The sequence below is a fragment of the Modestobacter italicus genome (genome assembly GCF_000306785.1).
Taxonomy (GTDB): domain Bacteria; phylum Actinomycetota; class Actinomycetes; order Mycobacteriales; family Geodermatophilaceae; genus Modestobacter; species Modestobacter italicus.
This window is the reverse complement of record NC_017955.1, coordinates 3,392,154-3,414,618: the sequence shown is the minus strand read 5'-3', so window position 1 is coordinate 3,414,618 and position 22,465 is coordinate 3,392,154. Positions and strand designations below refer to the sequence as shown.

At 76.0% G+C, this 22,465-nt stretch carries 22 protein-coding genes; 17 read left to right on the top strand and 5 right to left on the bottom strand.

Annotation, left to right across the window (positions count from 1 at the left end):
• Nucleotides 1-5 precede the first annotated feature (5 nt).
• The gene (locus MODMU_RS16355) at nt 6-1,475 is read right to left on the bottom strand and encodes a SulP family inorganic anion transporter (protein ID WP_014741424.1); all 1,470 of its coding nucleotides are present in this window, start codon (nt 1,473-1,475) and stop codon (nt 6-8) included.
• Between the two features lie 112 nt (nt 1,476-1,587).
• On the opposite strand from MODMU_RS16355, the gene MODMU_RS16350 reads away from it, so the two are divergent.
• From MODMU_RS16350 to MODMU_RS16340, 3 genes are all read left to right on the top strand, one after another.
• Nucleotides 1,588-2,079: a GNAT family N-acetyltransferase gene (locus tag MODMU_RS16350; protein ID WP_014741423.1), complete on the top strand. Its 492-nt coding sequence runs from the start codon at nt 1,588-1,590 to the stop codon at nt 2,077-2,079.
• Nucleotides 2,080-2,089: 10 nt separating this feature from the next.
• Nucleotides 2,090-2,728 carry an imidazole glycerol phosphate synthase subunit HisH gene (gene hisH / locus MODMU_RS16345; protein ID WP_014741422.1) on the top strand — a complete coding sequence of 213 codons (639 nt, stop codon included), beginning with the start codon at nt 2,090-2,092 and terminating at the stop codon, nt 2,726-2,728.
• A gap of 65 nt (nt 2,729-2,793) precedes the next feature.
• On the top strand, nt 2,794-5,079 hold the full coding sequence (locus tag MODMU_RS16340) for a M28 family peptidase (RefSeq protein WP_014741421.1): 2,286 nt from the start codon (nt 2,794-2,796) through the stop codon (nt 5,077-5,079).
• Between the two features lie 9 nt (nt 5,080-5,088).
• Here the strand turns inward: MODMU_RS16340 and MODMU_RS16335 are convergent, their stop codons facing one another.
• Both MODMU_RS16335 and MODMU_RS16330 read right to left on the bottom strand, forming a co-directional pair.
• The gene (locus MODMU_RS16335) at nt 5,089-5,853 is read right to left on the bottom strand and encodes an SDR family NAD(P)-dependent oxidoreductase (RefSeq protein ID WP_014741420.1); all 765 of its coding nucleotides are present in this window, start codon (nt 5,851-5,853) and stop codon (nt 5,089-5,091) included.
• Nucleotides 5,854-5,869: 16 nt separating this feature from the next.
• Nucleotides 5,870-6,469, bottom strand: coding sequence for a nitroreductase family protein (locus tag MODMU_RS16330; RefSeq protein ID WP_014741419.1), 600 nt, complete (start codon nt 6,467-6,469; stop codon nt 5,870-5,872).
• Nucleotides 6,470-6,530: 61 nt separating this feature from the next.
• Here MODMU_RS16330 and priA point away from each other — a divergent pair, with 61 nt between their 5' ends.
• From priA to MODMU_RS16310, 4 genes are read left to right on the top strand one after another with little or no spacing between them, the layout of a single operon-like run.
• Nucleotides 6,531-7,262: a bifunctional 1-(5-phosphoribosyl)-5-((5-phosphoribosylamino)methylideneamino)imidazole-4-carboxamide isomerase/phosphoribosylanthranilate isomerase PriA gene (gene priA, locus MODMU_RS16325; RefSeq protein WP_014741418.1), complete on the top strand. Its 732-nt coding sequence runs from the start codon at nt 6,531-6,533 to the stop codon at nt 7,260-7,262.
• Nucleotides 7,259-7,651: a RidA family protein gene (locus tag MODMU_RS16320; protein ID WP_014741417.1), complete on the top strand. Its 393-nt coding sequence runs from the start codon at nt 7,259-7,261 to the stop codon at nt 7,649-7,651. Before priA ends, MODMU_RS16320 begins: the two co-directional genes overlap by 4 nt.
• Complete coding sequence (gene hisF, locus MODMU_RS16315) at nt 7,648-8,442, top strand: imidazole glycerol phosphate synthase subunit HisF (RefSeq protein WP_014741416.1); 795 nt, start codon at nt 7,648-7,650, stop codon at nt 8,440-8,442. The genes MODMU_RS16320 and hisF overlap by 4 nt, the downstream gene beginning before the upstream one ends.
• A 59-nt stretch (nt 8,443-8,501) precedes the next feature.
• The gene (locus tag MODMU_RS16310; protein WP_014741415.1) at nt 8,502-10,313 is read left to right on the top strand and encodes an HNH endonuclease signature motif containing protein; all 1,812 of its coding nucleotides are present in this window, start codon (nt 8,502-8,504) and stop codon (nt 10,311-10,313) included.
• 314 nt (nt 10,314-10,627) lie between these two features.
• Here MODMU_RS16310 and MODMU_RS16305 read toward each other — a convergent pair whose 3' ends face one another.
• Together MODMU_RS16305 and MODMU_RS16300 are read right to left on the bottom strand one after the other, a co-directional pair.
• A complete protein-coding gene (locus MODMU_RS16305; protein WP_014741414.1) occupies nt 10,628-11,158 on the bottom strand; it encodes a pyridoxamine 5'-phosphate oxidase family protein in 531 nt (176 codons plus the stop codon).
• 48 nt (nt 11,159-11,206) lie between these two features.
• Complete coding sequence (locus tag MODMU_RS16300) at nt 11,207-11,836, bottom strand: TIGR03085 family metal-binding protein (protein WP_014741413.1); 630 nt, start codon at nt 11,834-11,836, stop codon at nt 11,207-11,209.
• A gap of 139 nt (nt 11,837-11,975) precedes the next feature.
• Here MODMU_RS16300 and MODMU_RS16295 point away from each other — a divergent pair, with 139 nt between their 5' ends.
• The 10 genes from MODMU_RS16295 (at nt 11,976) to trpC (ending at nt 22,452) form a co-directional block, all read left to right on the top strand.
• Nucleotides 11,976-13,781 carry an ABC transporter ATP-binding protein gene (locus MODMU_RS16295; protein WP_041795353.1) on the top strand — a complete coding sequence of 602 codons (1,806 nt, stop codon included), beginning with the start codon at nt 11,976-11,978 and terminating at the stop codon, nt 13,779-13,781.
• Complete coding sequence (locus MODMU_RS16290; RefSeq protein WP_014741411.1) at nt 13,778-15,610, top strand: ABC transporter ATP-binding protein; 1,833 nt, start codon at nt 13,778-13,780, stop codon at nt 15,608-15,610. The genes MODMU_RS16295 and MODMU_RS16290 overlap by 4 nt, the downstream gene beginning before the upstream one ends.
• 37 nt (nt 15,611-15,647) lie before the next feature.
• Entirely contained in the window at nt 15,648-16,088 is a 441-nt protein-coding gene (locus MODMU_RS16285) for a hypothetical protein (protein ID WP_014741410.1), read from the top strand.
• A gap of 9 nt (nt 16,089-16,097) precedes the next feature.
• Nucleotides 16,098-16,604 (top strand): hypothetical protein, encoded by a 507-nt coding sequence (locus MODMU_RS16280; protein WP_014741409.1) that lies wholly within the window; start codon nt 16,098-16,100, stop codon nt 16,602-16,604.
• A gap of 10 nt (nt 16,605-16,614) precedes the next feature.
• The gene (locus MODMU_RS16275; protein WP_014741408.1) at nt 16,615-18,270 is read left to right on the top strand and encodes an FAD-binding dehydrogenase; all 1,656 of its coding nucleotides are present in this window, start codon (nt 16,615-16,617) and stop codon (nt 18,268-18,270) included.
• Complete coding sequence (locus MODMU_RS16270; protein ID WP_014741407.1) at nt 18,267-18,938, top strand: hypothetical protein; 672 nt, start codon at nt 18,267-18,269, stop codon at nt 18,936-18,938. Before MODMU_RS16275 ends, MODMU_RS16270 begins: the two co-directional genes overlap by 4 nt.
• 34 nt (nt 18,939-18,972) lie before the next feature.
• Nucleotides 18,973-19,347, top strand: a complete 375-nt coding sequence (gene hisI, locus MODMU_RS16265; RefSeq protein ID WP_014741406.1) for a phosphoribosyl-AMP cyclohydrolase — start codon at nt 18,973-18,975, stop codon at nt 19,345-19,347.
• Nucleotides 19,344-20,849, top strand: a complete 1,506-nt coding sequence (locus MODMU_RS16260) for an anthranilate synthase component I (RefSeq protein WP_014741405.1) — start codon at nt 19,344-19,346, stop codon at nt 20,847-20,849. The genes hisI and MODMU_RS16260 overlap by 4 nt, the downstream gene beginning before the upstream one ends.
• A complete protein-coding gene (locus tag MODMU_RS16255; RefSeq protein WP_014741404.1) occupies nt 20,846-21,478 on the top strand; it encodes a TIGR02234 family membrane protein in 633 nt (210 codons plus the stop codon). Before MODMU_RS16260 ends, MODMU_RS16255 begins: the two co-directional genes overlap by 4 nt.
• Nucleotides 21,479-21,642: 164 nt before the next feature.
• Nucleotides 21,643-22,452 carry an indole-3-glycerol phosphate synthase TrpC gene (gene trpC / locus MODMU_RS16250; RefSeq protein WP_014741403.1) on the top strand — a complete coding sequence of 270 codons (810 nt, stop codon included), beginning with the start codon at nt 21,643-21,645 and terminating at the stop codon, nt 22,450-22,452.
• Nucleotides 22,453-22,465 lie beyond the last annotated feature (13 nt).

Sequence of the window (22,465 nt, the reverse complement as noted above, 5' to 3'; positions counted from 1 at the left end):
GGTGCTCACTCGCCGCCGCCGAGCTGCCCGGCCAGCCGCCGGTGGTAGTGGCCGGTGACGTCGGTGAGCCCGGTGATCGCCACCGTCTTCCCGCGGGTGGCGTACTTGTGCTCGACGGCGTCCAGGACGGCGACGGACGAGGCGTCCCAGACGTGCGCCGCGGACAGGTCGATCGTCACCCGCTCGGGGTCACCGGCGTAGTCGAACCGGCCGACCATCTCGTTGGTGGAGGCGAAGAACAGCGCACCCCGGACGACGTAGCGGCGGCTGCCGTCCGGTTCGTCCGCGGGCGTGACGGTGACCAGGTGGGCGACCCGCCGGGCGAACAGCACGCAGGCGACCAGGACACCGACGGCCACGCCGATCGCCAGGTTGGACGTCGCCAGCACGACGGCGACGGTCACCAGCATCACCGCGGTCTCGCTGCGGGGCATCCGCCGCAGGGTGCGCAGGCTGTGCCAGTCGAAGGTCACGATCGAGACGAACACCATGACGGCGACCAGCGCGGCCATCGGGATCACCGCGACCACCGGGCTGAGCACGAGCACCAGGACCAGCAGGAAGGCGCCGGCCAGGAAGGTCGACAGCCGGGTGCGGGCGCCGGACCGGACGTTGATCATCGTCTGGCCGATCATGGCGCAGCCGCCCATGCCGCCGAAGAAGCCGGTGACCAGGTTCGCGACGCCCTGACCGACCGACTCGCGGGTCTTGTTCGAGGGCGTGTCGGTGAGCTCGTCGACCAGCTTGGCCGTCATCAGCGACTCCATCAGCCCGACCAGGGCGATGGCCAGCGCGTAGGGGGCGATGACCCGCAGGGTGTCGGTGGTGAACGGGACGTCGGGCAGGCTGAGGCCGGGCAGGCTGTCGGGCAGGGCGCCCTCGTCCCCGACGGTGGGCACGGGGATCCCCGCGGTCATGGTGAACGCGGTCAGCACGACGATGGCCACCAGCGGGGCGGGGACGGCGGTGGTCAGGCGCGGCAGCCCGAAGATGATCGCCAGGCCGGCGGCGGCCAGCGGGTAGACCGCCCAGGGGACGTCGACCAGCTGCGGCAGCTGGGCGGTGAAGATCAGGATCGCCAGGGCGTTGACGAACCCGACCATCACGCTGCGCGGCACGAACCGCATGACCCGCGCGACGCCGAGCAGGCCCAGGAGCACCTGGAGGAGCCCACCGAGCAGCACCGCGGCGATCAGGTGCTGCAGACCGTGGCTGGCCACCAGCGGTGCGACGACCAGGGCGACCGCGCCGGTGGCTGCGGAGATCATCGCCGGCCGGCCGCCGGTGAACGCGATGGTCACCGCCATCGTGAACGAGGCGAAGAGACCGACCCGGGGGTCGACGCCGGCGATGATCGAGAACGAGATGGCCTCGGGGATGAGCGCCAGGGCGACGACGAGGCCGGCCAGCACCTCGGTGCGGGCGACGCGCGGGCTGAGCCAGGCAGGGCGGGGCAGGGAGAGCGGGGAGGCCATGGCGCCGATCGGGGTCGTGGAGGTCGACCGCGACGCTGCGGGCTCGGGCGGACCCTACTCTCACGTGAGAGGAGGGTCGGGGACTGTCGGACCCGTCGGGCACCGTGCCGGCATGGAGCTGCGCCTGGCACCCGTCACCCCCGACAACGTCGCCGCCGCCTGCCGGTTGCGGATCCGGCCGGAGCAGGAGGGCGTGGTGGCGCCCGTCGCGGTCTCGCTCGCCGAGGCCTACGCCAGCCCGGACGTCGCCTGGCCCCGGCTGGTGCTCGGTGCCGAGGACGAGGTGCTCGGCTTCGTCATGGCGTCCTTCGACCCGGGCAACGAGATCGAGGCGTTCCGCTGCGGCATCTGGCGGCTCAACGTGGCCGCCGACGCGCAGGGGCTGGGCGTCGGCCGGTTCGCCGTCCGGGCGGTGGCCGAGGAGGCACGGCGCCGCGGGAACGACCGGATCACGGTGCTGTGGGAGCGGCACCCGCACGGCCCGGAGGGCTTCTACCTGCGGCTGGGCTTCCGGCCGACGGGGGAGGAGCTGTTCGGGGAGGTGGTCGGGGAGCTGGTGCTGCCACCCGGGAATCCCGCGGGGCCTCCGGCCGCTGATGGGTAGCGTGGCAGCTGTGAAGAAGGTCGTCGTGCTGGACTACGGGTCGGGCAACCTGCGCTCGGCCGAGCGGGCGCTGGCGCGGGTCGGCGCCGACGTCACGGTGACCGACGACCCGCACGCCGCGCTGGAGGCCGACGGTCTGGTCGTGCCCGGCGTGGGCGCCTACGCCGCCTGCATGGACGGCCTGCGCGCCGTCGACGGGCCGAAGGTGATCGGCCGCCGGCTGGCCGGCGGGCGTCCGGTGCTCGGCATCTGCGTGGGCATGCAGGTGCTCTTCGAGCGCGGGGTGGAGCACGGCCAGGACTCCGAGGGCTGCGGGGAGTGGCCCGGTGTCGTCGAGCAGCTGCAGGCCCCCGTGCTGCCGCACATGGGCTGGAACACCGTGCAGGCGCCGGAGGGTTCCACGCTCTTCGCCGGGCTGGAAGATCAGCGCTTCTACTTCGTGCACTCCTACGGGGTCCGCGAGTTCCCGCTCGCCGAGCCCGGCGTCACCGGCCGGCTGACGCCGCCGTCGGTCACCTGGGCCGAGCACGGCGACCGGTTCGTCGCCGGGGTCGAGAACGGGCCGCTGTCGGCGACCCAGTTCCACCCCGAGAAGAGCGGCGACGCCGGCGCCCAGCTGCTCACCAACTGGCTGGGCACGCTGGACTGACCCTCTCCGGACGTCGGCCGGCCGCCCCCTAGGGTGATCCGGCTCTCGTCTCCCGGAGGTCTGCGGTGCGTGCTGGTCGTCTGCTCGGGCTGGTCGCCCTGCTCCTGCTCGGGGCGCTCGCGGCGCTGAGCATCGCGGCGCTGCAGCCACCGGCACCCGCCCCGGTCGACGCCCCGGCCGACGAGTTCAGCGCCGGCCGGGCGTTCGAGCACGTCCAGCAGCTGGCCGCGGAGACGCACGTGACCGGCAGCCCGGCCAACGACCGGGTGCGCCGGTATGTCGTCGACACCCTGCAGGGGCTCGGTCTGCAGACCCGGGTGCAGGACGCCGTCGGGGCCGACCCCGGCGACCCGGGCGAGGTCGAGATGGCCCGGGTCCGCAACGTCGTGGCCGTGCTGCCGGGCACCGACCCCACCGGCCGGCTGTTCCTGGTCGCCCACCACGACTCGGTCGAGACCGGGCCCGGTGGCAACGACGACGCCGCGGGGGTCTCCTCGGTGCTGGAGACCGTGCGCGCGCTCAGCCAGGGGCCGCGGCTGCGCAACGACGTCGTCGTCGTGCTCACCGACGCCGAGGAGGCCTGCCTGTGCGGGGCGGAGGCCTTCGCCGACGCCGACCCGCTGGCCGCCGACGGCGGCGTGGTGCTCAACCTGGAGGCCCGCGGTACCGGCGGGCCGCCGATCATGTTCGAGACGGCGCTGGGCAACGCCGACCTGGCCGGCGTCTACGCTGGCGCCGCCCCGCACCCGGTGGCCACCAGCTTCGCCGTCGAGGTCTACCGCGCGCTGCCCAACGACACCGACTTCAGCCCGCTGCTGGCTGCGGGCTTCACCGGCCTGAACACCGCCTACATCGACGGGTCGGCGGCGTACCACACGCCCGAGGACACCCCGGAGCGGATGGACCGCGGCAGCCTGCAGGCGATGGGCGACAACACCCTGGCGCTGACCCGGGCGCTGGGCGACGACGACCTCGGGGCGCTCGCCGAGCCGGCCGCCGGCGACGCCGTGTACTTCCCGGTGCTCGGCGGGCTGGTCCGGTACCCCGGTGCGCTGGTCTGGCCGGTGGCCGGGCTGGCGGTGGTCGCCGTGGGCGCGCTGGCCGTCGTCGCGCGGCGACGGACCGGGACGTCGCTGCGCCGGTCGCTGGCGGGCTTCGGGCTGGCGGCGGTGCCGGTGGTGCTGGCGCCGCTGGCCGCCCAGGGGGCGTGGGCGCTGCTGGTCGCCGTCCGGCCCGGGTACGCCGGTCTGATCGACCCGTGGCGGCCGGGCTGGTACCGCCTCGGGGTGGTCGCGCTCGTGCTCGCCGTGCTGCTGGTCTGGTACGCCCTGCTCCGCCGCCGGGTCGGTGCGGACGCCCTGGCGGTCGGCGGCCTCGGCTGGCTGGCCGTGCTCGGCGTCGTGCTGGCGGCCGCCGCTCCGGGCGGCTCCTACCTGACCGCGGTGCCGGCGCTGGTGGCCGCGCTCGTCGGCGTCGTCGGCCTGCTGGAGACCCCGGCGTGGGTGCGGCCGCTGGCCGGGCTGGTGGCCGGCGCGGTGGCGGTGCTGGTCCTGGCGCCCACCATCGCGCTGTTCTTCCCGGCGCTGGGGCTGGCCACCGGCGCGGCGCCCGCGCTGTTCGCCGTCCTGCTCGGGCTGGTGCTGCTGCCGGTGCTCGAGCCGCTGTTCGGCTCCACCGGCGCGGGGCGGGCCGCGCGCGCCCTGGTGCCGGGGGTGGCCGTGCTGCTCACGCTGGCGCTGTTCGGCACCGGCCTGGCCGTCGACCGGTTCGACGCCGCCCACCCGGTCCCGACGCAGCTGATGTACGCCCTGGACGCCGACCGCGGTGAGGCCTGGTGGATCAGCACCGAGGACGACCCGGTCGGCTGGACCGCGGCGTACCTGGACGGCTCCGAGGACCTGTCCGGCACCTTCCCGCTGCTCGCGGGCGGCCTCGCCACCGGCGCGGCTGAGCCGGCCGACCTGCCCGCGCCCACGCTGACCGCGTCGGCCACGGACCTCGGCGACGGACGCCGGGAGGTGAGCGTGCAGGTCGGTTCCCGGCGCGCGGCCCGGCTGCTGGTGCTCGACGTCGCCGGCGCCCGGGTCACCGGCGCGACCGTCGCCGGCCGGGCGGTGCCCGGCGGCGTGCTGGGCGAGGACCGGCTGTCGGTGACCTTCCACGCGCCCCCGGACGGCGGCGTGGCCGCTACCTTCGTCGTCGAGGGGGACGGGCCGGTGACCGTGCGGGCGATCGACGGCAGCGACGGGCTCGCCGACCTGCCCGGCTTCACGCCCCGGCCGGAGGGGGTCGGCGTCGCCGGGACGCACACCTCCGACCTGCTGCTGGTGGTGACGTCCCGGACGCTGTGACCCCGGCCGTCAGCTGCGCAGGTAGCTGGCCCCGTTGACGTCGATGATCGTGCCGGTGGAGAAGCGGGCACCCGGCGAGGCCAGCCACAGCACCGCCGAGGCGACCTCCTCGGGGCGGGCCACCCGGCCGTAGGGCGACTGGGCCCGGACGGCGTCCCCGCGGGGGCCGTCGAGCACCTCGCGGGCCATCTCGGTCTGCACGAAGCCCGGGGCCACGGTGCCCACCGCGATGCCGTGCGGGGCCAGGGCGAGCGCCATCGACTGGCCGAAGGCGTTGAGCCCGGCCTTGGAGGCGCCGTAGGCCGGGTTCTCCGGCTCCCCGCGGAACGCGCCGCGGCTGGACACGTTGACGACCACCCCGCCGCCGGCGGCGACCAGGTGGGGGAGCGCGCGGAACGTCGCGTTGGCCGGGCCGAGCAGGTTGACCGCCAGCGTCGTCGACCAGGCCTGCTGCCAGTCCTCGTAGCTGGTCTCCATCGGCGGGTGCGCGGTGAACACGCCTGCGTTGTTGACCAGCACGTCCAGCCCGCCGAGCTGCGCTGCCGCCTCGTCGACCATCCGGCCCACGGCCTCGGGGTCGGCGAGGTCGGCCTGCACCAGCACGTGCCCATCGCCGGGCAGCTCCGCGAGGACCTGCTCGGCCCGCTCGCGGGACCCGCCCCAGTGCACCGCCACCCGGTCGCCCTGCTCGGCGAAGGCCAGCGCGATGGCGCGGCCGATGCCGCGGGAGGCACCGGTGACCAGGACTGCTCGGGACGTCGACTCGTTCGGCACGGGGCGAGTCAACCAGTCACCACCGACCGCGGTGCACGACCTCGTCGGTCCCGCGCCGGCCGCGCCGCAGCGACGGCGACCGCTTGTCCTCGGTGCCCGGGTAGCCGACCGAGACGCAGCCGACCGGCCGGTAGGGCCCGGGCACGCCGAACGCCTCGCGGAAAGCCGGCACCCGCTCGGGCGGGATGCCGAAGAAGCAGGCGCCCAGGCCCTCGTCGACCGCGGTCAGCAGCACCAGCAGCGACGCCATGCCGGTGTCGACGTCCCAGTACGGGACCGGCCAGCGCCCCTCGTCCCGGTCGGTCCAGCCCTTGTCCGGCTCCGCGTAGCGGTCCAGGTAGGCGTCCTTGTGCGACAGCGGCACGATCAGCAGCGGCGCCCGCCGCATCCGGGTCAGCCAGCCGTCGGGCGCGCCCGGGCCGGTCGTCGCCGTCCAGAACCGGTCGCGCTCCTCCGGCGTCTCGAGCACCAGGAAGGCCCAGCCCTGGCTGAACCCGGCGGAGGGCGCCCGGATGGCGTGCTCGAGCAGCCGCTCGCGCACCTCGGGCGGCACCGGGCGGTCGGGGTCGTAGTCACGCACCATCCGCCGGCGCCGGACGACGTCCCTGAACTCCATGGCGAGCACCCTGCCGCACCGGTCCGACAGGACCGTCGGGAGGCTTCCCTAGGCTTGCCCCGTGCCGAAGCTGCAGCTGCTCCCCGCCGTCGACGTCGCCGACGGTCTCGCCGTCCGCCTGGTGCAGGGCGAGGCCGGCAGCGAGACCTCCTACGGCGACCCGCTCGAGGCCGCGCTGGCCTGGCAGCACGACGGCGCCGAGTGGGTGCACCTGGTCGACCTCGACGCCGCCTTCGGCCGCGGCTCCAACCGCGAGCTGCTCGCCTCCGTGGTCGGCGCCCTGGACGTCGACGTCGAGCTGTCCGGCGGCATCCGCGACGACGAGTCGCTGGCCGCGGCGCTGGCCACCGGCTGCCGCCGGGTCAACCTGGGCACCGCCGCGCTGGAGTCGCCGGAGTGGTGCGCGCGGGCGATCGCCGAGCACGGCGACCGGATCGCCGTCGGCCTCGACGTCCGCGGCACCCGGCTGGCCGCGCGGGGCTGGACCAAGGAGGGCGGGGAGCTCTACGAGACGCTGGCCCGCCTGGACGCCGAGGGCTGCGCCCGCTACGTCGTCACCGACATCACCAAGGACGGCACGCTGCGCGGGCCGAACCTGGACCTGCTGCGCGAGGTCTGCGCCGCCACCCCGCGGCCGGTGATCGCCTCCGGCGGGGTCAGCTCGCTCGACGACATCCGTGCCCTGGCCGGGCTGGCCGGGATCGGCGTCGAAGGCGCGATCGTCGGCAAGGCGCTCTACGCGGGGCAGTTCACCCTGCCCGAGGCGCTGGCGGTCACCCGGGAGCTGGCGTGACGGCGCTGCGGCTGGGCTCCGGCGGCCCGTGGGAGGACGTCGTCGGGTACAGCCGCGTGGTCGCGGTCGGTGACCAGGCGTGGGTCAGCGGCTGCACCGCGACGGTGGACGGCGAGGTCGTGCACGTCGGCGACATGGCGGCGCAGGCACGGGTGGCGCTGTCGGTGCTCGTAACGGCGCTGGAGAGCGCCGGGTTCACCGCCGCCGACGTCGTCCGCACCCGGTTGTACGTCACCGACACCAGCCGGTGGGAGGAGGCCGGGCGGGCGCACGGTGAGGTGTTCGGCGCCGTCCGGCCGGCCACCGCGATGATCGGGGTCGCGGCGCTGCTGCACCCGGACATGCTGGTCGAGGTCGAGGCGGACGCCGTCCGGGGGGCCGGGTCGTGAGCCTCGCGGTGCGCGTCATCCCGTGCCTGGACGTCGACGCCGGCCGGGTGGTCAAGGGCGTGAACTTCGTCGACCTGGTCGACGCCGGCGACCCCGTCGAGATGGCGCGGGTCTACGACGCCGAGGGCGCCGACGAGCTCACCTTCCTCGACATCACCGCGAGCTCCGGGTCCCGCGAGACGACCTACGACGTCGTCCGGCGGACCGCGGAGAGCGTCTTCATCCCGCTGACCGTCGGCGGCGGCGTGCGCACCGTCGAGGACGTCGACCGGCTGCTCCGCGCCGGTGCGGACAAGGTCGCGGTGAACACCGCCGCGGTCGCCCGGCCGGAGCTGATCGCCGAGATCGCGCACCGCTACGGCAACCAGGTGCTGGTGCTGTCGCTGGACGCGCGGCGGGTGCGCGACGGCGCGGTCACCGACTCGGGCTTCGAGATCACCACGCACGGCGGGCGGCGCGGCACCGGCCGGGACGCCGTGGAGTGGGTCGTGCAGGCGGCCGAGCTGGGCGTCGGTGAGGTGCTGCTCAACTCGATGGACGCGGACGGCACCCGGGCCGGCTTCGACACCGAGCTGATCCGGGCGGTGCGCCGCGAGGTCAGCGTGCCGCTCATCGCCAGCGGGGGAGCGGGCGCGGTCGAGCACTTCCCGCCCGCGGTCGAGGCGGGTGCCGACGCGGTGCTGGCGGCCAGCGTCTTCCACTTCGGGCAGCTGCGGGTCGGCGACGTCAAGGCCGGTCTCGCCGCCGCCGGCGTGCCCGTCCGGCAGGAGACCGACCACCCGCTCGACTGACCGTCCACAGGCCGCCTCGTGGCTGGTCAGCGTGCCGTCGGGTCGGTATGATCGAACACGTGTTCGAACACCTGGCGGCGCTGACCCCGGAGCGCGACTCGGATCTCGAGTCGCGGCTCCGGGCAGTGCTGGACGCCGCGCGGGTCGAGCTGGCGGTGCACTTCATCGCACACGGTTCCGCGCCGGCGCCGGCTGCCGAGCCGGACGCGGTTGCCGAGCCGGAGGCGGAGGTCGGGTCGGGTCCAGAGGTCGGGCAGCTCCCCGGTGCACCCCGGCTGCAGCGGCTGCTCGAGGAGGGTGGCGGGCACCTCGACCGGGCGGTGGCGGCCCACCGGGAAGCGGCGCGGGCCGCAGCCGAGCAGGCCGAGGCGCTGGCGGCCTTCGCCCGCTGCCGGCCCTCCTCGCTCGACCGGCCCGACTCCGAGATCGGCGCCGCGGCGGCCCGCACGCGGGCGGCCCGGCCGTCGGCGCTGACCGAGGTCAGCGAGTGGGCGGTCGACGAGGTCGCCGTGGCGCTGCGGCTGACCGCTGACGCCGCGTCGGCGCTGCTGGTGGAGTCTGTCCTGCTGGTCGACCGGCTCCCCGAGACGCTGGCGGCGCTGCACGAGGGTCGGATCAGCTGGCGGCACGCGCAGGTCATGACCGACCTGGTGTCCCGGCTGTCCGACGAGCTGCGGCCGATCGCCGAGGCCCGGCTGCTGAGCCGGGTCGGGGGCAAGACGCACAGCCAGTTGCGGGTCGCCGCCCGCCGGCTCGTGATGCGGCTGGACGCCGAGGCGCTGGCCGAGCGGGTCCGGGAGGCCGTCCGAGGTCGCCGGGTCGTGGTGCACCCCGGGGACGACGGCATGGCGACGCTCTCGGCGGTGCTGCCCCTCCCGGTCGCCCGGGCGGTGCTCGATGCGCTGCGGCAGTACGCCGAGGCCGTCGGCGGCGACGGCGACGGCGACGAGCGGACGGTGGCCCAGCGGATGGTCGACTGCCTGGTCGACCTGGTGCTGCGGCCGGGTGAGCACGGCATGTCGCCGGTGCAGGCGCGGATCACCCTGGTGGCTGCGGTGGAGACCCTGCTCGGCTCCGACGAGCCGGGTGAGGTCGACGGCGACCTGGTGCCCGCCGAGATGGTGCGCCAGCTGGCCGAGGCGCTGGGTCTGTTGCCCCGTACCGAGGCCGGGGACCAGCCGGCCGGGGACCAGCCGGTCGGGGCCCCGCTGCCAGGCGAGCAGCTGGCCGGTGAGCCTCCGGTCGACGAGCCGGTCGCGGGGGAGCGGGTGCCCGGTGGGTCGAGCCGGGCGGCGGAGGGGACAGTCCAGGCCCTCGCCCGGCTGCTCCGCTCTCGGTCACTGCGCGGCTCGGCGCTCACCTCCCGCCCGCTCGTCGGGCTGGTCGACGAGCTCAGCGGGCAGCTGGTCGCGCTGACCGACGCGATCGGTCTGCGGCGCGGGCAGGGGCTGGGTCCGCCGCCCGAGTCACCCGGCTACCGGCCGGAGCGCCGACTCGACGAGTTCGTCCGGTTGCGCGACCGGCGGTGCCGGTTCCCCGGCTGCCGGGCGCGGCCGATCCGCTGCGACCTCGACCACGAGGTCCCGTGGCCGTGGGGGCCGACCAGCCACGACAACCTCTGCTGCCTGTGCCGGCACCACCACCGGCTGAGCCACCAGGCCCCGGGCTGGCGGCTGCGCGGGCTGGCCGGCGGTGGTCTGGAGTGGACGACCCCGGGCGGGATCGTCGCCACCACCCACCCGCCGCGCTTCGGAGCCGACGACGACCTGCCCCGGGTCCACGACGGTGCACCGCCGCCCGCGAGGGCGCCCGCGCCGGCCGGTGCGGCGTCACCGGCGGACGGCCGGGAGGACGACCCGCCGCCCTTCTGACCGAGCGAGGCGGGGGCGCCAGCGACCCGGCGGCGACCGTGGGAGCGGAGATGCCCAGGCGGTGCCCGGAGACCGGCGCCGGGGAGCACCCGCGTTGGAGCGGGCCGGCGGCCTGCCCGGTCAGCGCACGCAGCCGCAGGTCGGGCACGGGCCGGGACGCTCTGCCCGCTCTGCGCCGGTGGACCCGCCCGCCGACCCCCCGGCGCCGGCGGGCCGGCCCGTCGGCAGCTGCCGGGAGCCCGGCCGGACGCAGGTCAGCGGCGCCCGGCGACGTCGGCGCACCGCCCGGTCCACAGGAGACACCGCCCGCCCGGTCAGAACCGCCAGCGGGTGGCCCCGCCGGGGTCGACGGTGAGCAGCGCCGTCGCCGCCCGGGCCTCGATCCGGTAGACGTGCCAGGGCGGCGGCCCGGCCGAGGGGGCGCTGAACTCCGCCGTCAGGGCCGTGCCGGTCGCGTCGACCCGTGCCGGCCAGCCGTCGGCGGCCCACAGCGCGGCCAGCTCGGCGACCAGGGTCGGGTCCTCCACCAGCGTGGCCGCGCCGTCGACCACCAGGTCGAACTCGTCGGTCGCCACGCTCAGCGAGCACCGCGGGTCCCGCGCCAGGTTCCTGCCCTTGCGGGTCGTCGTGCCGGTCTCGAACCAGAAGGCGCCCGCGTGCCACAGCGCGCCGATGCCGGTCACGTGCGGTGACCCGTCGGCGTTGACCGTCGCCAGCCAGCAGGTGTGCCGCCCCGGCCCGCCCGCCCCCGGTGCCTGCGGCAGCCCGCGGGCCAGTCGCCCCTCGACCTGCGCCCAGTCGACCAGCGGCGAGCCGTACAGCTCGGCGAGGTTCGTCGCGTCCATGCGCAGGAGGACCGGCCGGCGGCCGTGAACTCATCGCCGCCCGGCGGGCTACTCGGCGGTGAGGTCCACGCAGGCGACCGTCGCCCGGCCGCTCACCCACAGCAGCACCTCGAGCGGGGCGCCGATGACCGTCGTCGTCGGCTGGCCGTCCCGCAGCCGCCGCTCGCTCCCCGGTGCCCCGTCCGGCACGTCGCTGCGCCGGACGAACAGCCCGCCGGCCGTGCTGGTCGCCGCCGGGCCGCGGGCCATCAGCGGCACCGACCGCCACAGCTGGTCCTGCACCGACCGGGGCAGGTCGCGCGGAGCCCAGCCGGGCTGGGCCCGCCGGACGTCCTCGTGGTGGATCACCATCTCGGCGGTGTTGAGCAGGCGGTCGACCACCGGCCAGGCCGTGGGCAGCCACGCCGGTGGGCCGGACCGCACCTCGGCGACCAGCACGCCGAACGGGCGCGCCGTCCGGGCGTGCTCCTGCACCCGGGCGGTCCACGCGCGGAACGGCCCGCCGAGCACCAACCCCGGGCCGGCGTCGGGCCGCCGGTCGCGGACCACCAGGTGCGTGGCCAGGTCCCGGGTCGTCCAGCCCTCGCAGCACGTCGGCTGGTCCGGTCCGAGCTGCTCCAGCAGGTCGGCGAGCGCCGCCCGCTCCGACTGCGAGACGGGCACGGCGGAGGTCGGCACGTCCCGAGGCTAACCCGGTCCGGCCGCCGCGCCGCCGGGTCGGGCGGGCCTCCGGCAGCCGGTCCGGGAATCCGTTAGACGGGGTAAGGAGCGCGGGTAGGGTTGTGCGCATCACCTGCACCAGCTGAGGAGGACACCTGTGCCGCGCCGCAGAGACGCCGTGGTCCGGCGCGGACTCCGCCACATCGGCCGCGCCGTCTCCGAGCAGCGCGCCATGTTCACCCTCGCCCTGCTCGGCAGCAGCCTCTACGCCGGGATGACCGTGGCCAGCGCCTACGTCATCGGTGGCATCACCGACCGCGTGCTGCTGCCCTCCTTCGCCGACGGCGCGACCACCGGCGCCGCGCTCAGCCTCGCCGCCCTGGCGATCCTCGTCGTCGCCGTCCTCAAGATCGTCGGGATCATCGGCCGGCGGCTGTTCGCCGGCATCATGAGCTACCGGCTGATGGCCGACTACCGCCGCCGGGTCACCGGGCAGTACCTCCGGCTGCCGCTGTCCTGGCACCAGCGGCACCCCACCGGGCAGCTGCTGTCCAACGCGAACTCCGACGTCGAGTCCAGCTGGTTCTTCGTCTCCCCGCTGCCCTTCGCCTGCGGCGCGCTGGTCATGGTGGCGATCACCGTGGTCGCGCTGGTCCTCACCGACCCGCTGCTGGCGATCGTCGGGCTCGTGGTCTTCCCCCTGGTGTTCGCCATCAATGCCGTCTACAGCCAGGTGATGTCGCCGCGGATGCAGCGCGCCCAGCAGCTGCGCGCCGAGGTCAGCGAGATCGCGCACGAGAGCTTCGACGCCGCCCTCGTGGTCAAGACCCTGGGCCGGGAGGACGACGAGGCGCGGCGCTTCGCGGTCAAGGCCGACGAGCTGCGCGACGGCCTGGTCGCCGTCGGCCGGGTCCGCGGCCTGTTCGACCCGATGATGGAGGCGCTGCCGAATCTGGGCACCCTGGCCGTCCTGCTGGTCGGCGCGGAGCGGGTCGCCGACGGCGCCACCCAGGCCGGCGACCTGGTCTCCATCGCCTACCTGTTCACCCTGCTCGCGCTGCCCATCCGGGCCATCGGCTGGGTGCTCGCCGACCTGCCGCGGGCGATGGCCGGCTTCGACCGGGTCACCCCGGTGCTGGAGGCCACCGGCGAGATCCCGCACGGCCCGGACGCCGCCCCGACCGGCAGCGCCGGCGCCGCGGTCGCCCTCCGCGACGTCGAGTTCCGCTACGAGGGCGCGCCCCGGCCGACGCTGCAGGGCATCACCTTCGACGTCGCCGCCGGCCGCACGCTCGCGGTCGTGGGCCCCACCGGCTCGGGCAAGTCGACCCTGGCCGGGCTGCTCGTCCGGCTCGTCGACCCCGACCGGGGCACCGTCGAGCTCGACGGCGTCGACCTGCGCACCCTGCGCGAGGGTGAGGTCAGCAGCCAGGTCGCGTTCGTCGCCCAGTCGACGTTCCTGTTCGACGACACCGTCCGCGACAACGTCACCCTCGGCGGCGACTTCACCGACGAGCAGGTGCACCAGGCGCTGCGCACGGCCGCCGCCGACGAGTTCGTCGCGCGGCTGCCCGAGGGGCTCGACACCCACGTCGGGGAGCGGGGTGCCAGCCTCTCCGGCGGCCAGCGCCAGCGGCTCGCGCTGGCCCGGGCGGTGATCCGCACACCCCGGCTGCTCGTCCTCGACGACGCCACCAGCGCCGTCGACCCGTCCGTGGAGGCCCGCATCCTCGACGCGCTGCGGGCCACCGACGCCCCGGCCACCGTCGTGGTCGTGGCCTACCGGCAGGCCACCATCGCGCTGGCCGACGAGGTCGTCTGGATCGAGAACGGCCGCCTGGTCGCCCGCGGCACGCACGACGAGCTGCTCGCCCAGGTCCCCGGCTACGCCCGCCTGGTCCGCGCCTACCAGCCGCCCGAGGCCGAACCGGCCGCACCGGCGACCGCCGGGGCCTCGGCATGACCGCGCCCGAGGAGCAGCCGCTGCTGCCGATGGACCGCGGCGCCGAGAGCGCCACCGCCACGCTGCGCCGCGGCCTGCGGATGATGCCGGAGTTCCGCCGGGGCCTCCCGCTCACCCTCCTGCTGGCCCTGGTCGCCACCGCCGGCCGGGTGGTCGTCCCGATCGCCGTCCAGCAGACCCTCGACCGCGGGCTCGGTGCCCCCGGCGGGCCGGACATCGGTCTGGTCCGCGAGCTGGTGGCGATCTGCGCCGTCGTCGTGCTGGTCACCGCCGTCGCGGTGTACCGGATGAACGTCCGGCTGTTCCGCACCACCGAGACCGCCCTGGCCGGGCTCCGGGTGCGCGCGTTCCGGCACGTCCACGACCTGTCGGTGCTGCACCAGCAGGGCCAGCGGCGCGGCTCGCTGGTCTCCCGGGTCACCAGCGACGTCGACCAGCTGTCGGTCTTCATGCAGTGGGGCGGCGTGCTCGGCCTGGTCAGCCTCGGCCAGCTCGTCGTCGCCACCGTCGTCATGGCGGTCTACTCCTGGCAGCTGACCCTGCTGGTGCTCGTCTGCTTCATCCCGCTCGCGTTCGCGGTGAAGTTCTTCGCCCGCCGGCTCGCCACCGTCTACGGGGTGGTGCGCGAGCGGATCGGTGAGGTCCTCGCCGCGGTGGGCGAGTCGGTCGTGGGCGCCCCGACGGTGCGGGCCTACGGCATCCGCGCCCGGACGGCGGCCCGGCTCGACCGCGCCATCGACCGGCACTACCGCGCCTCGGTCGACGCGCAGAAGACGACGGCGGCGGTGTACGTCAGCGGTGAGTTCGTCGCCGCCGTGGCCAACGCCGCGGTCGTCGTGGTCGGCGTCTGGCTCGGCATCGGCGGGCAGATCTCGGCCGGCACCCTGGTCGCCTTCCTCTTCCTGGTCACGCTCTTCGTCGCTCCGGTGCAGACCGCCAGCGAGGTGCTCAACGAGGCGCAGAACGCCGTCGCCGGGTTCCGCCGGGTGCTCGACGTCCTGGACACCGAGCCCGACGTGCAGGACCCCGCCGTCGCCGACCCCGAGCACGCGCGGGAGCTGCCCCCGGGTCCGCTGGACGTCCGGTTCGACCACGTCGGCTTCGGCTACGCGCCCGGCGCCCGCAAAGCGCTGGACGACGTCGACCTGACCATCGCGCCGCGCACCCGGGTGGCGATCGTGGGGGAGACCGGCTCGGGCAAGACGACCTTCGCCAAGCTGGTCACGCGGCTGATGGACCCCACCGAGGGCCGGGTGCTCGTCGGCGGCGTCCCGCTGACCGAGGTCGCCTTCGCCTCGCTGCGCGAGCGGGTGGTCATGGTGCCGCAGGACGGCTTCCTGTTCGACGCCTCGATCGCCGACAACGTCCGCTACGGCCGGCCGGGCCTGACCGACGACGAGATCACCGCGGCCTTCGACGGGCTCGGTCTCGGCGACTGGCTCGGTGGCCTGTCCGACGGCGTCCGCACCCCGGTCGGCCAGCGCGGGGAGTCGCTGTCGGCGGGGGAGCGGCAGCTGGTCGCGGTGGCCCGCGCCTACGTCGCCGACCCCGACCTGCTGGTGCTCGACGAGGCCACCAGCGCGGTCGACCCGGCCACCGAGATGCGGCTGACCCGGGCGCTGGACGCGCTCACCGACGGGCGTACCACGCTGACCATCGCGCACCGGCTGTCCACCGCCGAGCGGGCCGACGAGGTCCTCGTCGTCGACGCCGGCCGGGTGGTCCAGCGCGGTACGCACGCCGAGCTCGTCGACGCGCCGGGCCCCTACGCCGGGCTGCACGCGTCCTGGCGGCGCAGCTCCGGCCGCCAGCCCGAACCGGTGGTCTGAGCGCGCCGTGCCCGGACCACGTCCTGGGTTGCCCGGCATGTCCGCACCCGTCCGCCGCCGGCCACCGGCCGCAGCGTTCGTCGCCGCCCTGCTCGCGCTGCTCACCGTGCTGGGCGTGGGGCTGTTCGAGCTGGTCGCGCTTGCGTTCTCCAACGGGGAGTTCGGCGACGGCGGGTGGGTGGTGGTCACCGTCCCGCTGCTGCTCGTCCTCGCCCTCGTCGCCGGCGTCGTCCTGCTGCTGACCGGCCGGTCGTGGCTGGCGCTGCTGCTGCCCGCGGCCGCCATCGCCGTCTTCCTGCTGGTGGTGGGCGCCAGCGGCGGCGCGACGGTCGAGCTCGCGCTGGTCGCGGTCGTGCCGGCCGTCGCGGCCGCGCTGTGCGCGCTGCCCGGCGTCCGGCGGTGGGTCGCCGAGCGGCGGGGCCGCGCACCCAGCGGACTCCCAGCCGGGAGCCAGCGGGGTCCGAGGCGCCGTTCCTAGCCTGCGCCCATGACGTCGTCCGTCCAGCGTCGCAGCCCCCGCGCGGCCCCCGCCGCGTCCCGCCGCGGGGCCAGCCGAGCGCCGGCCGCCCTGTCCCGGCCCCTGCAGGCGCCGTTCGCGGCCGTGTTCGGGTTCCTCGTCGCCGTCGAGGACGGCTACCTCGGCTGGCTGCTGTGGGACGCAGACCCCGGCTGGGGCTGGTACCTGCTCGCGCCGGTCGTGCTGGCCGTGGGTGCGCTGACCGGCGCGGTGCTGGTGCTCACCGGCCGGGCGGCGACCCGGTGGACCAGCGGGTCGGCGGTGCTCGCCGTCTTCTCCGTGCTGCCGCTGCTCGGGCTGCTGGGGCTGGCCGGCTTCTTCGCCCTCCTCGGCGGCGGGGAGGCGGTGGGGTGGGCGCTGCTGCTGCTCGTCGGCCCGATCGGTGCCCTGTCGCTGGCGACCCGGCGCCCGGTCCGGGCGTGGACGCGACCGGGTCGGCGTCGGCAGGTCGCCACCGGGGCCCGCCGCGCCCGCTAGCGTCCCCGGCGTGAGCACCGACGCCGACGTCATCGTGGTGGGAGCGGGGCTGGCCGGGCTGGTCGCCACCGCGGAGCTGGCCGACGCCGGGAAGCGGGTGCTGCTGCTGGAGCAGGAACCGGCGGCCTCCCTCGGCGGGCAGGCCCACTGGTCCTTCGGCGGGCTGTTCCTCGTCGACACCCCCGAGCAGCGCCGGCTGCGGGTCCACGACTCCCTCGAGCTCGCCCGCCAGGACTGGTTCGGCACCGCGGGCTTCGACCGCGAGGAGGACCACTGGCCGCGCCGGTGGGCGGAGGCCTACCTGCAGTTCGCGGCGGGGGAGAAGCGGGCCTGGCTGCACGGCCAGGGCGTCCGGTTCTTCCCGGTGGTCGGCTGGGCCGAGCGGGGTGGCTACACGGCCACCGGGCACGGCAACTCGGTGCCCCGCTTCCACGTCACCTGGGGCACCGGGCCCGGCGTCGTCGCGCCGTTCGCCCGCCGGGTCGCCGACGCCGCCGCGCGCGGGCTGGTCGACGTCCGCCACCGGCACCGGGTCGACGGCCTCGTCGTCACCGACGGGGTCGTCACCGGTGTCCGCGGGGCGGTGCTGGAGCCCAGCGAGGCCGCCCGCGGGACGGCGAGCAGCCGGGTCGAGGTCGGCGAGTTCGAGCTGACCGCGCAGGCCGTCGTGGTCACCTCCGGGGGGATCGGCGGCAACCACGAGCTGGTCCGGCGGAACTGGCCGGCCCGGCTGGGGCCGGTGCCGAAGCGGCTGCTGTCTGGCGTCCCGGCGCACGTCGACGGCCGGATGCTGCAGATCACCGAGGAGGCAGGCGGCCGGGTGATCAACCCCGACCGGATGTGGCACTACACCGAGGGCATCGCCAACCACTCGCCGATCTGGGCCCGGCACGGCATCCGGATCCTGCCCGGGCCGAGCTCGCTGTGGCTGGACGCGACCGGCACCCGGCTGCCGGTGCCGCTGTTCCCGGGCTTCGACACCCTCGGCACGCTCGCGCACATCGGCACGACCGGCCACGAGCACACCTGGTTCCTGCTCACCCAGAAGATCATCGAGAAGGAGTTCACCCTCTCCGGCTCCGAGCAGAACCCCGACCTGACGAACAAGGACCTGAAGCTGCTGCTCAGCCGGGTGCGCAGCGGCGCGGCTGCCCCGGTGCAGGCGTTCCTGGACGAGGGCGAGGACTTCGTCGTCGCGCGCACGCTGCCCGAGCTGGTCGCCGGGATGAACCGGGTCACCGGCGACACCCCGCACCTGGACCTGGCCACCGTCGAGCGCGAGGTCGTCGCCCGGGACCGCGAGATGGCCCACCCGTTCACCAAGGACCTGCAGGTCACCGCCATCCGGCAGGCCCGCACCTTCCTCGGCGACAAGCTGATCCGGGTCGCCCAGCCGCACCGGCTGCTGGACCCGGACGCCGGCCCGCTGATCGCCGTCCGGCTCAACCTGCTCACCCGCAAGACCCTCGGCGGGCTGGAGACCGACCTCTCCGGCCGGGTGCTGCGCGCCGGCGGCGCGCCGTTCCCCGGGCTGTACGCCGCCGGCGAGGTCGCAGGCTTCGGCGGTGGCGGCATGCACGGCTACCGCTCCCTGGAGGGCACCTTCCTCGGCGGCTGCCTGTTCTCCGGCCGGGTCGCCGGCCGGGCGCTCGCGGCCGCGCTGTGACCACCCCCGAGTGGGACGCCACGCCGCCCCCCACGGACCCGCCGTACGGCGGCCCGCCGTACGCCGGTCCGCCGCAGTACCCGGCGCCGCAGTACCCGGCGCCGCAGGACCGGGCCCCCCAGTACCCGGCACCGCCGTCCTGGGGTGCGCCGTCCTGGGGTGCGCCGTCGTGGGGGCCGCCGCCGTACGCACCGCCCGGGTACCCGCCGCCGGGCTGGGGCTGGGCGCCTTCCGCGCCGCAGCGCCCGGGGCCGGTCATCGGCGCCGCCGTGCTCGCCTTCGCGTCCACGCTGCTGGTGCTGCTGGGCACTGTCTACGCGATGGCGTTCAGCGCGTTGCTCAGCCTGTCCCGCGGCCCGGACTCCGGGGTCGGCACCTGGGTGGCGGTGGTGCAGCTCGCGCTCGCCGCGCTGCTCGTCGTCGGCGGCGTGCGGACGCTCGGCGGGGACCGGCGGTGGCAGCTCGGCGCCGCCGCCGTCCAGCTGGCGATGAGCGTCTACTGGGTCGTCGTGCTGACCGACATCGCGCCGTCGACGGTCAGCGGCAGCGTCGTCGTGCTGCCGCTGCTCTACGGCGCCCTGGCCCTGGTGGCCGGCGGGCTGCTGTTCCTGCCCGACGCCCGCGCGTGGACGGCGCGGCGGGCGGCACCGGCGGACGCGGGCGGCTGACCGGGGCGGACCGGCGGGGTGGGACGATCGGGGCATGTCCGCCCCCGCCCCCGACACCGAGCTGGACCCGGCGGTCGCCGCGCTGCTGCGCCGTGACCCGGCCGGGCTGGTCGCCGCCGTCGTCCAGCAGCACGACACCGGCGAGGTGCTCATGGTCGCCTGGATGGACGACGAGGCGCTGCGCCGCACGCTGACCACCGGCCGGGCCACGTACTGGTCCCGCAGCCGGGAGGAGTACTGGGTCAAGGGGGAGACCTCCGGGCACCGGCAGTGGGTGCGCGACGTCCGGCTGGACTGCGACGGCGACGCCCTGCTGCTCCGGGTCGACCAGGAGGGCCCGGCCTGCCACACCGGCGAGCGCAGCTGCTTCCACCGCCCGCTGCCCGCCGTCGCCGGGGCGCCGGCGTGAGCCTCGAGCTGGGCGCCACCACGCCCACCCGCGAGCAGTTCGCCGCCCTGGACGCGACCGTCGTCCCGGTCACCCGCCGGCTGCTGGCCGACAGCGAGACCGCGGTCGGCATCTACCGCAAGCTGGCCGGCAACCGGCCGGGCACGGTGCTGCTGGAGTCGGCCGAGCAGGGCAAGCAGTGGTCGCGGTACAGCTTCGTCGGCGTGCGCAGCGCCGGGGTGCTCACCGAGCGCGACGGGACGGCGGTGTGGCTCGGCGACGCCCTGCCCGGGCTCACCGACGACCTCCCCGAGGACCCGCTGGCCGCCGTCCGCACGCTGGCCCGCCGGCTGCGCTCACCGCGCACCGCCGGGCTGCCCCCGCTGACCGGTGGGCTGGTCGGCTACCTCGGCTACGACGTCGTGCGCCGGCTCGAGCGGCTGCCGCAGACCGCGACCGACGACCTCGGCATGCCCGAGCTGGCGCTGATGCTCGTCACCGACCTGGCCGTGCTCGACCACACCGACGGCACCGTGCTGCTCATCGCCAACGTGGTGGGCCGGGGAGCCGGCGGGTACGACGACGCGGTCACCCGGCTGGACGCGATGGCCGCCGACCTGACCAAGGCCGTGCCGCCCGGCGTGGCCACCGTGTCGGCCGCCGAGGTCCCGCCGGTCACCAGCAACATGGCGCCCGGGGTGTTCGAGGACGGCGTCGAGCGGGTGCGCGAGCACGTCCGCGCCGGCGACGTCTTCCAGACCGTGCTCAGCCAGCGCTTCGAGCTGGAGACCGCGGTCGAGGCGCTCGACCTCTACCGGGTGCTCCGCGCCACCAACCCCTCGCCGTACATGTACCTGCTGCGCTTCGCCGGCCGGGAGTCGCCGTTCGACGTCGTCGGCTCCTCCCCGGAGGCGCTGGTGACGGTCACCGGTGACCGGGCCGTCGTGCACCCGCCGGCCGGCACCCGTCCCCGCGGTGCGACCCCCGAGGACGACGTCCGGCTCACCGAGGAGCTGCTCGCCGACCCCAAGGAGCGGGCCGAGCACGTGATGCTGGTCGACCTGGCCCGCAACGACCTGGGCCGGGTCAGCGTGCCGGGCACCGTGGAGGTCGCCGACTTCATGCGGGTCGAGCGGTACAGCCACGTCATGCACCTGGTCTCCACCGTCGGCGGCCAGCTCGAGGCCGGCCGCGACGCGCTCGACGTCTTCGACGCCACCTTCCCGGCCGGCACCGTCTCCGGGGCCCCCAAGCCGCGGGCGATGGAGGTCATCGAGTCCCTCGAGCCGACCCGTCGCGCGCTGTACGCCGGCACCGTCGGCTACGTCGACGCCAGCGGCGACATGGACATGGCGATCGCCATCCGCACCGCGGTGCTGCACGACGGCCGCGCGTACGTGCAGGCCGGCGCCGGGGTCGTCGCCGACAGCGACGCCGCGACCGAGGAGGCCGAGACCCGGCACAAGGCCCGGGCGGTGCTGACCGCGATCGCGACGGCGGAGGGGCTGCGGGAGCTCCGGTGAGCGATGCCCAGCCGCGTGCCCGGCGGGAGCTCACCGTCGCGGTGCTGCTGAGCGCGCTCGCCGGGGCGCTGGCGCTGTCGTCGTCCTCGCAGCCGTGGGCCGACGTGACGGTCACCCGCGAGGCGCCGCTGCCCCCGACGTCGGAGGTGCTCACCGGCGGCCAGGCCGCCCCGCTGGTCGGAGCCTGCGGGCTGCTGCTGCTCGCCGCCGCGGTCGCCGTGATCGCCGTCCGCGGGGCCGGCCGGCTCGTCGTCGGGCTGGTCGTCGCGGTCGCCGGCGGGGTCCTGGCGTGGTCGGGCCTGCGCGGCGTCACCGGCGGGCTGGACCTGGACGCCGGCGACGTCAGCTCCGCGGTCGGGCTGGGCCGCGCGCAGGTGACCAGCGACCCGGTCGTCGGCTGGGCCGCGCTCGCCCTCGTCGCCGGGGTGCTCGCCGTCCTCGCCGGGCTGCTGGTCGTGCTGCGCGGGCGCTCCTGGCCGGGGATGGCCCGCCGGTACGAGCGCGCCGGTGCGCCGACCCCGGGCGCGGCCGCGCCGGCGCCGGCCCGGCCGCGCCGGCCGGAGTCGCCGGAGGACCGGCACCAGGCGGCGTGGAAGGCCCTGGACCGCGGCGACGACCCGACCCTGTGAGAAAGGACCCAGCAGGTTGCTGCGGGGGTTGTACAGCAGGGCCGGTCGGGGGGCTCCCCGGCCCCCGATCCGGAGGCCCCCGGCACGTCTCTAGAGTGATCTCACCGATCCGACTGGTGAGGGGACGCGGTCATGACACATGCTGAGCGGTTCGAGGAGGGCTCATGAGCGTCCTCGACGACATCCTGGACGGCGTCCGTGACGACGTCGCCGCCCGGCAGGCCGCCGTCCCGCTGGCCGACGTGCAGGCCGCCGCGCGCGACGCCCGCCCCGCGCTGGACGCCCTCGCGGCGCTGCGCGCGCCCGGTGTGGGGGTCATCGCCGAGGTGAAGCGGCGCAGCCCGAGCAAAGGCTCGCTCGCCGAGATCTCCGACCCCGCCGCACTCGCCGCGCAGTACTCCGCCGGCGGCGCCCGGGTGATCAGCGTGCTCACCGAGGGGCGCCGGTTTGGCGGCTCGCACGCCGACCTGGCCGCCGTCCGCGCCGCGGTCGACGTACCGGTGCTCTGCAAGGACTTCGTGGTCAGCAGCTACCAGGTGCACGAGGCGCGGGCGCACGGCGCCGACGTGGTGCTGCTGATCGTGGCCGCGCTGGACCAGAACACGCTGACCGGGCTGCTGGAGCGGGTCGAGTCCCTCGGGATGACCGCGCTGGTCGAGGTGCACGACGAGGCCGAGGCCGACCGGGCGCTGTCGGCCGGGGCCTCGGTGATCGGGGTCAACGCCCGCGACCTCACCACGTTGACCGTCGACCGCAGCACGTTCGAGCGGATCGCCCCCGGGCTGCCCAGCGGCGTGGTCAAGGTCGCCGAGTCCGGCGTCCGCGGCCCGCACGACCTGATCAGCTACGCCGGGGCCGGGGCGGACGCCGTCCTGGTCGGCGAGGGCCTGGTCACCGCCGGCGACCCGCGGCAGGCGGTGGCCGACCTGGTCACGGCCGGCTCGCACCCCGCCACCCCGCGCGCCGCCCGCTGACCGACTTCCCCGC

Excerpts from the sequence above, each read along its gene's own strand:
- MODMU_RS16355 (WP_014741424.1), bottom strand. The coding sequence starts at position 1,475 with ATGGCCTCCCCGCTCTCCCTGCCCCGCCCTGCCTGGCTCAGCCCGCGC.
- MODMU_RS16280 (WP_014741409.1), top strand. The coding sequence starts at position 16,098 with ATGACGTCGTCCGTCCAGCGTCGCAGCCCCCGCGCGGCCCCCGCCGCG.
- MODMU_RS16305 (WP_014741414.1), bottom strand. The coding sequence starts at position 11,158 with ATGGACGCGACGAACCTCGCCGAGCTGTACGGCTCGCCGCTGGTCGAC.
- MODMU_RS16290 (WP_014741411.1), top strand. The coding sequence starts at position 13,778 with ATGACCGCGCCCGAGGAGCAGCCGCTGCTGCCGATGGACCGCGGCGCC.
- MODMU_RS16330 (WP_014741419.1), bottom strand. The coding sequence starts at position 6,469 with ATGGAGTTCAGGGACGTCGTCCGGCGCCGGCGGATGGTGCGTGACTAC.
- MODMU_RS16350 (WP_014741423.1), top strand. The coding sequence starts at position 1,588 with ATGGAGCTGCGCCTGGCACCCGTCACCCCCGACAACGTCGCCGCCGCC.
- hisI (WP_014741406.1), top strand. The coding sequence starts at position 18,973 with ATGTCCGCCCCCGCCCCCGACACCGAGCTGGACCCGGCGGTCGCCGCG.
- MODMU_RS16285 (WP_014741410.1), top strand. The coding sequence starts at position 15,648 with ATGTCCGCACCCGTCCGCCGCCGGCCACCGGCCGCAGCGTTCGTCGCC.
- trpC (WP_014741403.1), top strand. The coding sequence starts at position 21,643 with ATGAGCGTCCTCGACGACATCCTGGACGGCGTCCGTGACGACGTCGCC.